General features: G+C 71.0%; 9 protein-coding genes. 2 read left to right on the top strand and 7 right to left on the bottom strand.

The window, feature by feature from the left end; all coding sequences use genetic code 11:
* Positions 1-66: 66 nt before the first annotated feature.
* From ACFWRT_RS30630 to ACFWRT_RS30605, 6 genes are all read right to left on the bottom strand, one after another.
* The gene (locus tag ACFWRT_RS30630) at positions 67-1128 is read right to left on the bottom strand and encodes an aldose epimerase family protein (RefSeq protein WP_380952299.1); all 1062 of its coding nucleotides are present in this window, start codon (positions 1126-1128) and stop codon (positions 67-69) included.
* 121 nt (positions 1129-1249) lie between these two features.
* Positions 1250-2269 carry a LacI family DNA-binding transcriptional regulator gene (locus ACFWRT_RS30625; RefSeq protein ID WP_380952298.1) on the bottom strand — a complete coding sequence of 340 codons (1020 nt, stop codon included), beginning with the start codon at positions 2267-2269 and terminating at the stop codon, positions 1250-1252.
* Positions 2270-2329: 60 nt separating this feature from the next.
* Positions 2330-3376 (bottom strand): ABC transporter permease, encoded by a 1047-nt coding sequence (locus ACFWRT_RS30620; RefSeq protein ID WP_380952297.1) that lies wholly within the window; start codon positions 3374-3376, stop codon positions 2330-2332.
* Positions 3373-4347, bottom strand: a complete 975-nt coding sequence (locus tag ACFWRT_RS30615; protein ID WP_380952296.1) for an ABC transporter permease — start codon at positions 4345-4347, stop codon at positions 3373-3375. The genes ACFWRT_RS30620 and ACFWRT_RS30615 overlap by 4 nt, the downstream gene beginning before the upstream one ends.
* Positions 4344-6035 carry a sugar ABC transporter ATP-binding protein gene (locus tag ACFWRT_RS30610; protein ID WP_380952295.1) on the bottom strand — a complete coding sequence of 564 codons (1692 nt, stop codon included), beginning with the start codon at positions 6033-6035 and terminating at the stop codon, positions 4344-4346. The genes ACFWRT_RS30615 and ACFWRT_RS30610 overlap by 4 nt, the downstream gene beginning before the upstream one ends.
* Positions 6036-6168: 133 nt before the next feature.
* Positions 6169-7254 (bottom strand): ABC transporter substrate-binding protein, encoded by a 1086-nt coding sequence (locus tag ACFWRT_RS30605; protein WP_380952294.1) that lies wholly within the window; start codon positions 7252-7254, stop codon positions 6169-6171.
* 645 nt (positions 7255-7899) lie between these two features.
* Between ACFWRT_RS30605 and ACFWRT_RS30600 the strand changes: the two genes are divergently transcribed.
* Together ACFWRT_RS30600 and ACFWRT_RS30595 are read left to right on the top strand one after the other, a co-directional pair.
* Positions 7900-10344 carry an RICIN domain-containing protein gene (locus ACFWRT_RS30600; protein WP_380952293.1) on the top strand — a complete coding sequence of 815 codons (2445 nt, stop codon included), beginning with the start codon at positions 7900-7902 and terminating at the stop codon, positions 10342-10344.
* Between the two features lie 50 nt (positions 10345-10394).
* Positions 10395-12734: an AbfB domain-containing protein gene (locus ACFWRT_RS30595; protein WP_380952292.1), complete on the top strand. Its 2340-nt coding sequence runs from the start codon at positions 10395-10397 to the stop codon at positions 12732-12734.
* 193 nt (positions 12735-12927) lie between these two features.
* On the opposite strand, the gene ACFWRT_RS30590 is transcribed toward ACFWRT_RS30595, so the two are convergent.
* Positions 12928-14925, bottom strand: a complete 1998-nt coding sequence (locus ACFWRT_RS30590) for a serine/threonine-protein kinase (protein ID WP_380952291.1) — start codon at positions 14923-14925, stop codon at positions 12928-12930.
* Positions 14926-14990 lie beyond the last annotated feature (65 nt).

Genomic DNA, 14990 nt, shown 5'->3' with positions numbered 1-14990 from the left:
TCCTGGGTCGTTCCGGTGGCTTGCGGGGAGTAGATCAGGGGGTGGTGGAGGGCCGCAACTTGTTTCTTACGCGCCCAGGTGCGGAAAGCGCCATTCGGTGCGGCTGCGCAGGGTTTCGCCGGGGCGCAGCACCGTGCTCGGGTGGGCGGGGCGGTTGGGTGAGTCGGGCAGGTGCTGGGTCTCCAGGCAGAGAGATCCGTGGCGCTGGTGGCGGCGGCCGGTGCCGTCGGTGAACGCGCCGTCGAGCTGGTTGGCGGTGTAGACCTGGACCCCCGGCTCGGTGGTCCACAGCTCCAGGGTGCGCCGGTCGTCGGGGGCGGTGAGGCGGGCGGCGCGGCGGAGGGTTCCGGGGGCGGGGTCGCGGAGCACCCAGCAGTGGTCGAAGCCTCCGGCCAGGGCGAGTTGGGGGTGGGGCCGGGAGAGGGCGCTCCGGAGCGGCTGCGGGGTGGTGAGGTCGAACGGGGTGCCGGTCACCGGGGCCGGAGGGCCTTCCGGGATGGAGGTGGCGTCGACGGGGAGGTAGTGGTCGGCGTCGACCTGGAGGGTGTGGCCGAGGATGTCGTCGGCGCCGAGGTTGAGGTAGGCGTGGTTGGTGAGGTTGACGACGGTGGGCCGGTCGGTGACGGCCGTGTACTCCAGGACGAGCGTGCCGGTGGTGTCCAGGGTGTAGGTGGCGGTGACGCCGAGCGCGCCGGGGAAGCCCATGTCGCCGTCGGGGCTGTGCAGGGTGAGCCGGAGGACCGCCTCGGTGTCGGTACGGTCCGCGGCCGCCTCCCAGACCCTCGTGTGGAAGCCGTCCGGGCCGCCGTGCAGGGCGTGGCCCCGGTCGTTGGCGGGGATGTGGTGCGTGGTGCCGTCGAGGGTGAAGCGGCCGTGGGCGATGCGGTTGGCGTACCGGCCGACGATGGCCCCGAAGTAGGGGTTCTTGTCGGTGTAGTCGTCGAGGGTGGGCAGCGAGCGGACGACCGGGCCCGGGGTGCCGGCGGTGTCCGGCACGGTGAGGCTGTGCAGGACACCGCCGTAGGTGAGGATCTCGGCCCGTACCCCGGTGCCCGATTCGAGGGTCCAGAGGTCGGTCTCGCCCTGCCCGGGGGCGTGGCCGAACGGTTTGCGGTGCACGGTGGGCATGAGGAGTCCTTGGGGGGTGCGGACGACATCTGGCGGGATTGGCGGGGCGCGGTCGGTGGGCTTGGAGGGGCGCGGTCGGTGGGACTGGAGGGGCGCGGTCGGAGGGATGGGCGGGGCGCGGTCAGAGGGGCGGGCGGGGCGCGGTGGATTCGCGGACGACGAGGCGGTAGCCGGGGCGGGGGCGCCGGGGTTCGGCGACCGGGGTTCCGGCGAGGCGTTCGACGAGGCTGTCGACGGCGAGCCGGGCGATGGCCGCCTTGTCCGGCGCGATGGTGGTCAGAGTGGTGGTCCCGTACCGGCTCTCCTCGATGTCGTCGAAGCCGACGACGGCGATGTCGCCCGGGATGGTGAGGCCGCGCTCGGTGATGGTGCGCATGGCGCCGATGGCGATCATGTCGTTGTACGCGAACACGGCGTCGGGTTGCTCGCCCCGGTCGAGGAGCGAGGCCATGGCGGCGGCGCCGTCCTCCCTCCCGTACCCGTCGGTGACGACGACGAGGGACTCGTCGGGGGTGATGCCGGAGGCGGCCAGCTCCTCGCGCCAGCCGCGCAGCCGCAGGTGGGCGGGCTGGCGTTCACGGCCGGTACGGGAGCCGAGGAAGGCGATCCGGCGGTGGCCGAGGGCGATGAGGTGGGCGACGGCCTCGCGGGCGGCGGCCACGTTGTCGATGGCGATGTGGTCGTACGGCGCCTCGTACTCCCGCTCCCCCAGCAGCACCAGCGGTGCCGTCTCCGTCCGGGCCATCAGGTCCTCGGTCTCCAGGTGGATCGGGCTGAGGATGAGCCCGTCGATGACATGGGACCGGAACCCCTGGCTGACCAGCAGCTCCTTCTCGCGCAGGCCGCCGGTGTGGTCGACCAGGACCGTGTAGTCGTGCCGGGCGGCGGCGTCGACGACCTCACCGGCCAGCTCCGCGAAGTACGGGTTGCCGAACTCGGGCACGGCCAGCGCGATGATGCCGGTGCGGCCCTTGCGCAGATGGCGGGCGGTGAGGTTGGGCCGGTAACCCAGCTCGTCGATGGCCTCCTGCACCTTGGCACGCATCTTCGGGGTGACGTGCTGGTAGTTGTTGACCACGTTCGACACGGTCTTGATGGACACGCCCGCCCGCTGAGCCACGTCCTTGAGGCTGACGCCCACGGCACTCCTTGTTACTCGGTTCGACTCGTCGCTGACCCGGTCCGTACGGTCCCGTCCGGTTCAGGTGGTTCTCCGGCTGCGCGCGAGGTAACGCTGCGCCACCACGACAACGATAAGGAAGCCGCCGCTGACCACCGACTGGTACGAGGAGTTGAGCGAGCCGATCTGGTTGATGAGGTTCTGGATCACGGCGAGCAGCAGGACGCCCCAGAGGGTGCCGCTGATCGATCCGGCGCCGCCGATGAGGAGGGTGCCGCCGATGACGACGGCGGAGATCGCGTCCAGCTCCATGCCGACGCCGACGATGGTGACGCCGGAGGAGAGGCGGGCGGCGTTGAGTGCTCCGGCGAGTCCGGCGAGCAGTCCGCTGAGCGTGTAGACGAGGATCTTCGTACGGGCGACGGGGAGGCCCATCAGCGTGGCCGCGTCGCTGCTGCCGCCGACGGCGAACAGGGTCTGCCCGAACGAGGTGCGCTGGAGCAGCAGTCCGCCGGCCCCGAAGAGGACGAGGGCGATGAGGATCGGATAGCCGAAGCCCCAGACGCTGCCCTGGCCGAGTTCGGCGAAGGCGGAGTCCTTGGGGACGAGGTAGGTGGTGGCGCCCTCGTCGGTGAAGGCGAGCAGGATGCCCCGCGCCGCGAGGAGTGAGGCGAGCGTGACGATGAAGGGTGCCATGTTCGCGCGGGCGATCAGGAGGCCGTTGACCAGCCCGATCGCGGAGCAGACCACGAGCGGGACGAGCAGGGCGGCGAGGAAGCCCCACTGCGAGGCCCAGGCGGCGAGGACTCCCCCTAGGGCGAAGACGGAGCCGACGGAGAGGTCGATGCCGCCGGTGATGATGACCAGGGTCATGCCGAGGGCGACGATCGCGAGGAACGAGGCCTGGACGGTTACGCCCCGGGCGTTGTCGACGCTGGCGAAGGTCGGGTAGACGAACGAGGCGATGAGGATCACGGTCAGCAGGACCGCGAGGACGCCCTGGCGCTGGACGAGTTCGCCGACCCGGGCGCCGGTGGAGCGCTCGGGGCGCGGTTCGGGGCGCGAGGGTGCGTTCTTGAGCGGCGCCGGCACCTGGGGGGCCGGGGCGGCGGAGGTGGAGTTCTTCATCGGGACCGACGCTCCCGGGCGACGTAGACGGCGGCGATGATGATGGCCGCCTGGGCGATCTGTGCGGTGGAGTCGGGCAGGTCGTGCTTGACGAGGGTGGCGCGCAGCAACTGCATCAGCAGGGCGCCCGCGACGGTGCCGAGCACTCGGATGGAGCCGCCGTTGAGCGGGGTTCCGCCGACGACGACGGCCGTGATGGCGGAGAGCTCCATGAGGGTGCCGAGCGAGGACGGGTCGCTGGCGGTGAGCCGGGCGGTGGCGAGGATCCCGGCGAGCGCGGCCATCGTGCCGCAGAGGATGTAGACGCCGATCAGGACGCGCTTGACGGGCAGTCCGGACAGGGCGGCGGCGGGGCGGTTGCCGCCGATGGCGACGATCTGGCGGCCGAAGGTGGTGCGCTGCACGAGGAACGCGACGGCCAGGGCGAGCACGCCCGCGATGAGCACGACGAGCGGGATGCCGAGGAAGGAGCCGGTGCCGAGCGCGAGGATGTCCGGGTTGACGATCTGCTTGAGCTGGCCGTCCGCCATCACCAGCGCGAGTCCTCGGCCGCCGACGAACAGGGCGAGGGTCGCCACGATGGGTTGCAGCCCGACGAGCGAGACGAGCGTCCCGTTGATGGCGCCGACGAGCGCTCCGGCCAGCAGCGCGATCAGGAGCGCGGGGACCAGACCGTAACCGAGGTAGAGCGGGAGCAGGGCGGCGGCGAGCGCCATGGTGGAGCCGACGGAGAGGTCGATGCCCTCGGTGCCGATGACCAGGGCCATGCCGAGCGCGACGATCACGATGGGGGCGACCTGGACGAGCTGGGTGCGCAGGTTGTCGGCGGTCAGGAAGTGCTCGGTGAACAGGGCGTTGAAGAGCAGGACGACGGCGACGGCCGCGTACACGCCGTACTCCTGGTACCAGGCGGGGTCGCGCAGCCGGGCCAGGGGCTTCGCGGGGCGTGGCAGGGTGGCCTGGGTGGTCATCGGGGGTCCTCCTGGCCGGCCGCCGGGGCCTTCCGGCCGGTGTCGGGCGTGTGATGCGGGTGGTGCGTGTGGTCCGGGAGCACGGTGTCGGGCGTGTGGTCGGCGGAACTGTCCTTCGCCGGTACGGCGCCGGGTGTGTGGTCGGCGAGCACTGCGAGGAGGCGGCTCTCCTCCACCTCGTCGCCGGCGAGTTCACCCGCGACCGCGCCGCCGCGCAGGACGACGATGCGGTCCGCGCCCTCGATCAGCTCCTCGATGTCGGAGGAGATCAGCAGGACGGCGAGGCCTTCGCGGGCGAGGTCGTCGATGAGGCTCTGCACCTCGGCCTTGGCGCCGACGTCGATGCCCCGGGTGGGCTCGTCCAGGAGCAGCACCTTGGGTTCCAGGCAGAGCCAGCGGGCGAGCAGCACCTTCTGCTGGTTGCCGCCGGAGAGTTCGCCGACCTTCTGCTCGGGGCTGGAGGCCTTGATGCGCAGCCGCTCCATGAAGATGTCGACGATCCGGTCCTGCTTGTCGCGGGAGACGATCCCGGCCCGGGAGAGCCGGGGCATCGCGGCGAGCACGATGTTCTCGCGTACGGAGAGCTGCGGGATGATCCCCTCCGCCTTGCGGTCCTCGGGCAGCATGCTGATGCCCGCGCGGATCGCGGCGGCCGGGGTGGGACGGCCGATGCGCTCGCCGTCGACGGTGATCTCGCCGCCGTCCAGGGACAGCGCGCCGGTCAGCGCCTTGGCGGTCTCGCTGCGGCCGGAGCCCAGCAGCCCGCCGAGTCCCAGCACCTCACCCCCGTACAACTGGAGGGAGATGTCGTGCAGTTGGTGGCGCCGGTCGAGACCGGTGGCGGTGAGGACGGGGGTACGGTCCACCTCGTGGCCGGTGGCGTCGAAGCTGGTGAGGCCCTCGCGGCGGACCTCGGCCAGGTCGCGGCCGAGCATCATCGACACGAGCCGCATCCGGTCCAGGTCGGCGAGGTCGCCGGTGTGGATGTGGCGGCCGTCGCGCAGCACGGTGACCCGGTCGCAGATGCGGTAGAGCTCGTCCATGCGGTGGCTGACGTAGAGGACGGCGATGCCCTGGCCGCGCAGGTTCTCGATCACCCGGAAGAGGGTCTCGACCTCGCGGGGCTCCAGGGACGAGGTGGGTTCGTCCATGATGACGACCTGCGCCTGAACGGAGACGGCGCGGGCGAGGGCCACCATCTGCTGGGTGCCGATGCCGAGGGTGTGCAGGGGGCGCTTGGGATCGACGCGGACGCCGAAGCCGTCGAGGAGTTCGGTCGTCTCGCGGTTCATCCGGCCGAAGTCGATGAGGCCGAAACGGTTCTTCGGCTCGCGGCCCAGGAAGATGTTGCGCGCCACGCTCATCAGCGGGACGAGGTTGACCTCCTGGTAGATGGTGGAGATCCCGGCCTGCTGCGCCTCGGAGGGCCGGGAGAAACTGACGGGCGCGCCCGCCACCCGTACCTCGCCGTCGTCGCTCCGGTAGACGCCGGTCAGCACCTTGATGAGGGTGGACTTGCCGGCCCCGTTCTCGCCGACGAGCGCGTGGGTCTCGCCGGCGCGCAGCGAGAAGGAGACATCGTCCAGGGCGACGACGCCGGGGAACCGCTTGCTGACCGAGCGGGCTTCGAGCACGGCGTCCGCGACGGCGGTCTCCGCGTGCTGGGGTGTCGCTTCGGTGGGTGCCATGGATCCTGGCCTTCCGGTGTTACTTCCGGTGTTACGGGAGGCCGGGGAGGGCGGCCTTCCGGTGGTACGGGAACGGGGCCGGGCCGCCGTGCGTGCGCGGGGCACAGCACGGCGGCCGGCCGTCCGGTCGGGGTCAGTAGGCTCCGCCGAGCGAGTCCTTGGCGTTGGCCTCGTCGTACTCCCGGTCGGTGATGATCACGTTCTCCGGGATCTCCTCACCGGCGTAGAACTTCTGCGCGGTGGCGAAGGCGAGCGGGCCGAAGCGCGGGTTGGACTCGATAACCGCGTTGTACTCGCCGTCGACCAGGGCCTGGACGGCGTTGCGGGTGCCGTCGACCGAGACGATCTTGACGTCCTTGCCGGGCTTCTTCCCGGCGGCCTTGATCGCGGTGAGGGCGCCGAGACCCATCTCGTCGTTCTCCGCGTAGACGGCGGTGATGTCGGGCTTGGACTGGATGAGCTGCTCCATGACCTGCTGGCCCTTGTCGCGGGCGAACTCGCCGGTCTGCTGGGCGACGATCTCCAGGCCGGGCGCCTGCGCCTTGACCTGGTCGACGAAGCCCTTGGTCCGGTCGGTGGTGACGTTGTTGCCGGAGGCGCCGAGCAGGATCGCCACCTTGCCCTTGCCGCCGGTGACCTTGATCATCGCGTCGGCGGCGCGCTTGCCCTGCTCCACGAAGTCGGAGCCGAGGAAGGCCACGTAGTCCTTGCAGGCGGTGGAGTTGACCTTGCGGTCGATGGTGAGGACGGGCACCTTCTTGGCCGCCGCCGCCTTCAACGCGGGCTCCAGGCCGTCGGAGTTGAGCGGTGCGACGATGAGGAACTGGGCGCCCTGCGACAGCATGTCCTGGATGTCGCTGATCTGCTTGGACAGCTGGGACTGGGCGTTGGTGGTGAGGAGCTTCTTGACGCCGATCTTCTTCGCCTCGTCCTTGATGGACTGGGTCTCGGCGATACGGAAGGGGTTGGCCTCCTTCTCCGACTGGGAGAAGCCGACCACGGCGTTCTTCAGGTCCAGCTTCGGCGCGCCGTAGGTCTCCAGCGAGCAGCCCGAACCGGAGGTGGAATCGGGGGACTTGGCTTCCTGGGCACCCTGGCTGCTGTCGCCGCCCGCGGTGTTCGAGGTCTCCGACTTGGCACAGCCGGCGGCGGCCAGCGTGGCGGTGGCGGCGAGGAGGCAGGCCACGGCGAGGGTACGGGGTCGACGCTGGATCATCATGCGCGGAACGCTCCTTGGCGGGTTTGACGGCACGCGTGTCGGCGCGCGGCCGGGCAGGGCGGGACAAGGCATCGGCCGCTCGGCGGCTGATGCCCCTGCACTCCTCGCGGCCCTGCTCCGACGTGCGGAAACAGCGGCCGCGAGAGCCTGCTCGGGCTGTCGGCGGCTCGGTTTACAACGTTATATATGCGGTCCGGCGCGGGCGGCAAGAGCAGGGTCGATGCGTTTCCAAAATGTGTCGGCGGCCGGATGGGGTGCGCGTGCGCACGGCGGACCGCCGTACGGCAACGACTCCTGCGCACCCCCTGGACAGCCGCCCGGCGCCGTGCTGTCATACCGCCGGACGCCACATTTCCAACGTTGGAAGAACGGAGCCGTTCGCCGGGATGCCCGCGCGACGGCGCTCTTCGGCATGTGCCCGACCGGCCGCCCCGCCGCTCCCCCCGGCCGGGCGGCCTCCGCACCAGGCCCCACGCACCAGCACCAGCCCCCGCACCAGGCTCGCGCACCACGACCTGCACCAGCCCCGCGCACCCGCACCACGCCCTGCACCAGCCCCGCGCACCCGCACCGCGCGCGGCCACCACCCCCACCGAGCCGGCCGGCAGCTCAGGCGGTCCCCGGCTCAGAGCAGGAGCCGTACCGATGCCCCTGAACCGCAGGCAGCTCATCACCACCGCCGTGGCCACCGCCGTCGCCACCGGCGCGTCGAGCCGGTGGGCGACCGCCGCGACGCCCCACCGCCACCGGGTGGCGGCCGCACCCGGCGGCCACTACTCCCCCAACGCCGCGCCGCTGCGCCCCACCGCCTTCCTCAAGCTGCCGCCGGGCAAGGTGAAGGCACGCGGCTGGCTGGCCGGTCAGTTGAAGCTCCAACGGGAAGGACTGTGCGGCCGGTACGAGGAGTTCTCGCACTTCCTGGACTTCACGGCGACCGGCTGGGTCCGCCCCGACCGTGGCGGCTGGGAGGAAGTCCCGTACTGGCTGCGCGGATACGCCGACCTCGCGATCGTCACCGGGGACGCGCCCGCGCTGGCCACCACCCGCCGCTGGATGGACGCGATCCTCGCCACCGGGCAGAGCGACGGCTTCTTCGGCCCGAAGGCGCTGCGGACGTCACTCAACGGCGGCCCGGACTTCTGGCCGTTCCTGCCGCTGATCCAGGCCCTGCGCTCCTGGCAGGAGTACAGCGGAGACACCCGGATCATCCCGTTCCTCAGCCGCTTCTTCCGCTACATGAACGCCCAGGGCCCCGGCGCCTTCAACACCAGTTGGATCGCCCTGCGTTGGGGCGACGGCCTGAACAGCGCCATGTGGCTGTACAACCGCACCGGCGACGCGTTCCTCATGGACCTGGTCGACAAGATCCATCGGTACGGGGCGAACTGGGGCGACAACCTGGTCAACCCGCACAACGTCAACATCGCCCAGGGCTTCCGCGAACCGGCCCAGTTCGCGCTGCGCAGCGGCTCGGCCACCGACACCCGTAACACCTACGGCACGTACGCGAAGGCCATGGACGCCTACGGCCAGTTCCCCGGCGGCGGGTTCGCCGGGGACGAGAACGCCCGGCCCGGCCACGGCGACCCCCGCCAGGGGTTCGAGACCTGCGGGATCGTCGAGTTCATGGCGAGCCACCAGTTGCTCACCCGGATCACCGGGGACCCGCTGTGGGCGGACCGGTGCGAGGAGCTGGCGTTCAACTCGCTCCCGGCGTCGCTGGATCCATCGGGCAGGGCGGTCCACTACATCACCTGTGCCAACAGCGTGGACCTGGACGACGAACCCAAGCGCGACCGCCAGTTCCAGAACCCGTTCGCGATGCTGGCGTACCTGCCGGGCGTCGACCAGTACCGCTGCTGCCCGCACAACTACGGTATGGGCTGGCCGTACTTCACCGAGGAGCTGTGGCTCGCCACCCCCGACGGCGGGCTCGCGGCGGCGATGTACGCACCGAGCCAGGTGACGGCGAAGGTCGCCGACGGCACGGAGGTGACGTTCACCGAGGAGACCGGCTACCCGTTCACCGACACGGTCGAGCTCACTCTGACCTCCCCGAGGCCCTTGCGCTTCCCGCTCGTCCTGCGCGTCCCCGCCTGGTGCGCGGATCCCGACATCCGGGTCAACGGTCAACGGGTCACCGCCCCCGCCGGCCCGGCCTTCACTCGGATCGACCGGACCTGGGCGAGCGGCGACCGGGTCACCCTGCGCCTGCCGCAGCGCACCACCGTACGGACCTGGTCGGAGAACCACCGTTCCGTCAGCGTGGACCACGGGCCGCTGACGTACTCGCTCCGGATCGGTGAGCGGTACGAACGGATCGGCGGCAGCGATACGTTCCCGGAGTACGCGGTCCACGCCACGAGCCCCTGGAACTACGGCCTCGTCCTCGACCCCGCCCGCCCCACCGCCGACCTGCGCCACCGCTCGACGGGCCGCGCCCCCGGCGACAACCCGTTCACCCATGCCGGAAACCCGCTCACGATGACCGCCCGCGCTCGCCGCATCCCGGAGTGGACGGCGGACGACGAGCGCGTGGTCGCGCCGCTCCAGCCGAGCCCGGCTCGCTCCACCGAGCCGGTCGAGGAGGTCACCCTCATCCCGATGGGCGCGGCCCGGCTGCGGATCACGTCGTTCCCGACGGCCGTCCCGGAAGCGGAACCCTGGCTGGCGGACCGCTGGTACCGGTTCTCCAACCGGCACTCCGGCAAGGTGCTCGGCGTGGACGGCATGTCCACCGCCAACAGCGCCCACGTCGTCCAGTTCGGCGACACGGGGACGGCCGACCACCTCTGGCGGCTGGTCGCCAACGGCGACGGCTGGTACCGGATCCGCAACCGGCACTCCGGCAAGGTCCTGGGCGTCGACCTGATGTCCACCGCCAACAGCGCGCACGTCGTGCAGTTCGACGACAACGACACCGCCGACCACCTCTGGCAGCTCGTCCCGGACGGGGGCGGCTGGTACCGCGTCCGTAACCGGAACTCGGACAAGGTGCTCGGCGTGGACGGGATGTCCTTGGCCGACAGCGCCCATGTCGTCCAGTACGACGACAACGGAACGGCCGACCACCTGTGGCGGCTGCTCTGACGTCACCGCTCGCTCCTCCCCCGTACAACCGAGAAGGGAACCGAAAAACCATGCGCCCAGCACCCCGCACCTGGTGGCGGAGATTAACGGCCACCACCGGGCTCCTCGCCCTGGTGGCCACCGCCCTCGTCGGCGGCGGCACCGCACCGGCCGCCGCCGCGCCCGCCGCCTGGACGCCGAAGCCGGCGCCCATGACGACGCCGTGGACGAACCAGGTCCCGGTCGACAAACCGCTGCCGGAGTATCCGCGCCCGCAACTGACCCGCCCCGACTGGACGAACCTCAACGGCATCTGGGACTTCGCCGTCACCGGCCGCGACGCCGGGCAGCCCGCCGCCTTCCCCGAGCAGATCCGCGTCCCGTTCGTCGCCGAGTCCGCGCTCTCCGGCATCCAGCGCCGGATCACCGAGAACGACAAGCTCTGGTACAAGCGGACGTTCACCGTCCCCGCCAACTGGAACAACCGCCGGGTGAAGCTCCACTTCGGGGCCTCCGACTGGCAGACCACCGTCTGGGTCAACGGCACCCAGGTCGGCGCGCACAAGGGCGGCTTCGACTCGTTCGCGTACGACATCACGCCGCAGCTCAACGGCGGGACGAACACGGTCGTGGTCTCCGTCTACGACCCGAGCCAGACCGGCGGCCAGGCGGTCGGCAAGCAGCGCATCAACGACGTGAAGCCGCGCCCGGGCGGCGGGATCTTCTACACCGCGGCCTCCGGCATCTGGCAGACGGTCTGGCTGGAACCGGTCGCCGCCGCCCACATCACCCGTCTCGACATGACGCCGAACCTGGGCAACAGCACCCTGAGGGTGCGGGTCCAGACGGCTGGTGCGACGGGCCGGAGCGCCCGGATCACCGTGTCCAACGGCGGTACGGTGGTGGGCTCGGCGACCGGCGGGGTGGGCGGGGAAATCTCCGTACCCGTGCCGAATCCGCGGCTGTGGAGCCCCGAGGACCCCTTCCTGTACGACGTACGCGCCGACCTCCTCGACGGCTCGGCCGTCACCGACACCGTGGGCAGCTACACCGGTATGCGGTCCGTGGGGCTGGCCAAGGTCGACAACATCCTGCGGCCGGTGCTCAACGGGAAGTTCGTGTTCCAGACGGGCACGCTGGACCAGGGCTACTGGCCCGACGGCATCTACACCGCGCCGAGTGACGAGGCGCTGAGGTACGACCTCCAGGCCCACAAGGACCTCGGGTTCAACATGGTCCGCAAGCACATCAAGGTGGAGCCGCAGCGGTGGTTCTACTGGGCGGACCGGCTGGGGCTGCTGGTCTGGCAGGACATGCCGTCGATGGACACGGGCAAGGTCCCGGACGGGCCGGCGCGCACGCAGTGGGAGGCGGAGTACCGCAACATCATCGACCAGCACCGCAGCTCGCCGTCGGTGGTCATGTGGGTGAACCAGAACGAGGGCTGGGGCCAGTACGACCAGGCCCGCATCGCCGACGAGGTCAAGGCCCAGGACCCCTCGCGCCTCGTCAACAACATGAGCGGGGTCAACTGCTGCGGCTCGGTCGACGGCGGCAACGGTGACGTGGTCGACAACCACATCTACGTCGGCCCGGGGAACACGGCGCCGACCGCCACCAGGGCCGCTGTGTTGGGTGAGTTCGGTGGGCTGGGCTACAAGGTGCCTGGCCACGAGTGGTACCCGGGCGGCGGGTTCAGCTACGAGGACCAGCCGAGCATCGCAGCCCTCAACAACCGGTTCGTCGGTCTGCTTGACGCCATCCGGATCGGCCAACTCCCGGCCGGGCTCTCCGCGTCGGTCTACACGGAGATCACGGACGTCGAGAACGAGGTGAACGGACTGCTGACCTACGACCGCCAGGTCGTCAAGGTCGACACCGCCCGGGTGAAGGCCGCCAACCAGGCCCTCATCCAGGCGTCCCGCAACCCCGCTCCCCCGGTCACGCTGCCCGCCGGGCAGTACAAGTCGCTGCGGGTCACCACCCCCGGGCACACGACGAAGCACCTGCGCCACTACGACGCGCAGGCCTTCACCGAGGTGGTGAACAGCGGGAGCCCGGCCGTGCTGAAGGCGGACGCCACCTGGAAGATCGTCACCGGCCTCGCCAACAGCAACTGCTACTCCTTCGAGTCCCGGAACTACCCCGGCCAGTTCCTCCGCCACCGGGACTTCCGAGTCCACCGCGACGCGAACGACAACTCCGCGCTGTTCAAGGCGGATGCGACCTGGTGCGCGGTGGCCGGGAACGGCGGGGTGCGGTTCACCAGCGCCAACCTGCCGGGCAGCTATCTGCGCCACATCGGCTCGGAGGTGTGGCTGGCCACTCCGGGCGGCGGGCGGGCCTTCGACAGCCCGGCCCTGTTCACGGAGGACACGACGTGGGCGGTGGACGCTCCCTGGGCTCCGTGATTCCTGGGAGCCGATGAGCTCGGAGGCGATGAGCTCGGAGCCGCTGAGCTCGGAGCCGCTGAGCTCGGAGCCGCTGAGCGATGTCCGGCCGGTCCGGCCGGTCCGGCCGGTCCGGCAGCGATGGGAAACGCCCGTCGCTGCCGGGCCGGCCGCCGTCCGCGTGCTGCGGCCAAGGTCCCGTTCGGCGGGCCGCTCAGCCGCCGAGGATGAACCGCACCGCCCCCGAACCGTCGGTGCGGCGGCGTTCGATTATCCGGCGCGAGTCGTCCATGAAGCGGTAGGTGTACGCACGCCCGTCCGCCGTACAGCTGGTGTCCGACGCGGCTTCCAGCATGCCCGGTCCGGTGGAGATCTCGCCCGCCCGGTTACCCAGGTAGGCCGCCCGCCAGGTGCAGTGCCCGCCCTCGGTGGTCTCGGACAGTTCGACGGCGGGACCACCCGCTACCGGTTGGGCGAACGTGACCCTGCGCGTGTCGCCGGAACGCCAGATACCGATGAACTCGCCCGGGAGGCGCTGGGCGTCGCCCTCGGTCCTGGCCAGCGGCAGATACCCGGCCGGTCCCTGTACGGACAGGGGCCGCCCCTTGGCCGCCGAGCCCGCCCGCACCGTGAGGATCTCGGGCCAGGCACAGCCTGTCGCCGTAGCGTCCCCGTGGCTGCCGGAAGAGCTCAGCGCGATTTCCATGTCCGTGAGGACCAAGGTGTCATCGCCCACATGTTGTGCTCTGAACGCGGCTCCATGGCAGTAGCCGTCCTCCGTGGCCACGAAGAGCCGCGCCCGCCCTCTTGTGGACGGTCCGGAGAGGGTGAACTCCATGTGCAGTGCATACGGCAGCCGGGCGCCGTGCGTCTGCGGCAGGTACTGCCAGGTGCCTACGAAGGGGCTGGGGGCGTGCCGCGCGTCCGCCGTCGGCACCACCAGCAGCGACAGGACGACGGACGCCGTCACGACGCGCGCCCGCAGCGTCCGACGCCAAGGCGGTGCGGCGTCGGTCTCACGACGCGCCCCGTACAGGGGCGCCGGCCCGGGCCGGTAGCGGATCACCGGCGGTACGATCCCCGACTCGGGCAGGTCCAGCAGTTCGCGGCGAATCGCCACGCGGGCGGCCCCCGGCGGGGTCGGTGAGTCCGTCGGCAGAACGGCACCCGGTGGCGACGTCCGAGGAGATGAGGGCCGAGGCGATGAGGGCAGGGGTGATCCGGACAGGGGTGATCGGGGCAGAGGTGATCGGGGCAGAGGCGCGGAGGGGTGTCCGGTCTCCACCACCGCCATCACGGCCAATCGGCGCTCCTCCTCGATGAGTTGAGCGGCCGTCCGGTCCAGCCGGGTGAGCAGGTGCTGGGGCAGCCACGCCCCGGACGGCGCGTAGCGGGTGCGGTCGATCAGCTCCGCCACGGACGGCCGCTCCTGAGCCTCCTTGGCGAGGCAGTCCCGCGCGAGATCGACGAGGGCCTCCGGAACACCCTCCAGGTTGGGGTCCTCGTACGCGATGCGGAACAACAGGCTGTGCAGACCGGTGCCGTCGCCCCGGAAAGGCGACCGGCCGGTGGCCGCGTACACGAGCACGCAGCCCACCGAGAACACATCGCTGGCCGGCGACACCCGCTCGCCGCGCACCTGCTCGGGTGACATGAACTCGGGGGAACCGATCATGCTGCCCATGGGGGTGAGGGTGCTGCCCAGCGATCCGTCCTGGGTGCCGTCGAGGGCGTGGGCGATGCCGAAGTCGATGACGCGCGGGCCGTCGGTCGTCAGCAGGATGTTGGACGGCTTGAGGTCCCGGTGGACGAGTCCGGCCTTGTGGATGGCTGCGAGAGCGAGCCCCATCCGGTTGGCGAGCACATGGGCGGAGGCCGAGGGGAGCGGGCCGAAGTCGCCCTTCACCACATCCCGGAGCGTGGGGCCCGGTACGTACTCCGAGGCCAGCCAAGGGACTTCCGCGTCCACATCCGCGTCAAGCACCGAGGCGGTCCACCGGCCGCCCACCCGGCGGGCTGCCCGCACCTCGCGGGTGAACCTCCGCCGGAACTCGTCCTGCGCCGCGATCTCCCGCCGCACCAGCTTCACGGCGACGGTGTCGCCTCCGGGGGAACGGGCCAGATAGACCCGCCCCATCCCTCCTTCGCCGAGCCGCGCGAACAGCCGGTACGGGCCGATGCCGGAGGGATCCTCCGAGGTCAGTCCTTCCATGGCACGGATCCTCGCACGGTTGGTGCAACCGCCGTGACGTGTAGCGCATTTGGACGTCGACTCTG

Source organism: Streptomyces cyaneofuscatus (assembly GCF_042718795.1).
In the GTDB taxonomy this organism is placed as follows: Bacteria; Actinomycetota; Actinomycetes; order Streptomycetales; family Streptomycetaceae; genus Streptomyces; species Streptomyces cyaneofuscatus_A.
This window is presented reverse-complemented; position numbering and strand designations above follow the sequence as displayed.

What these genes read in the sequence shown, in the direction of transcription:
- ACFWRT_RS30595 (WP_380952292.1), top strand. Translation starts at nt 10,395, where the DNA reads ATGCGCCCAGCACCCCGCACCTGGTGGCGGAGATTAACGGCCACCACC.
- ACFWRT_RS30590 (WP_380952291.1), bottom strand. Translation starts at nt 14,925, where the DNA reads ATGGAAGGACTGACCTCGGAGGATCCCTCCGGCATCGGCCCGTACCGG.
- ACFWRT_RS30615 (WP_380952296.1), bottom strand. Translation starts at nt 4,347, where the DNA reads ATGACCACCCAGGCCACCCTGCCACGCCCCGCGAAGCCCCTGGCCCGG.
- ACFWRT_RS30620 (WP_380952297.1), bottom strand. Translation starts at nt 3,376, where the DNA reads ATGAAGAACTCCACCTCCGCCGCCCCGGCCCCCCAGGTGCCGGCGCCG.
- ACFWRT_RS30600 (WP_380952293.1), top strand. Translation starts at nt 7,900, where the DNA reads ATGCCCCTGAACCGCAGGCAGCTCATCACCACCGCCGTGGCCACCGCC.
- ACFWRT_RS30610 (WP_380952295.1), bottom strand. Translation starts at nt 6,035, where the DNA reads ATGGCACCCACCGAAGCGACACCCCAGCACGCGGAGACCGCCGTCGCG.
- ACFWRT_RS30605 (WP_380952294.1), bottom strand. Translation starts at nt 7,254, where the DNA reads ATGATGATCCAGCGTCGACCCCGTACCCTCGCCGTGGCCTGCCTCCTC.
- ACFWRT_RS30630 (WP_380952299.1), bottom strand. Translation starts at nt 1,128, where the DNA reads ATGCCCACCGTGCACCGCAAACCGTTCGGCCACGCCCCCGGGCAGGGC.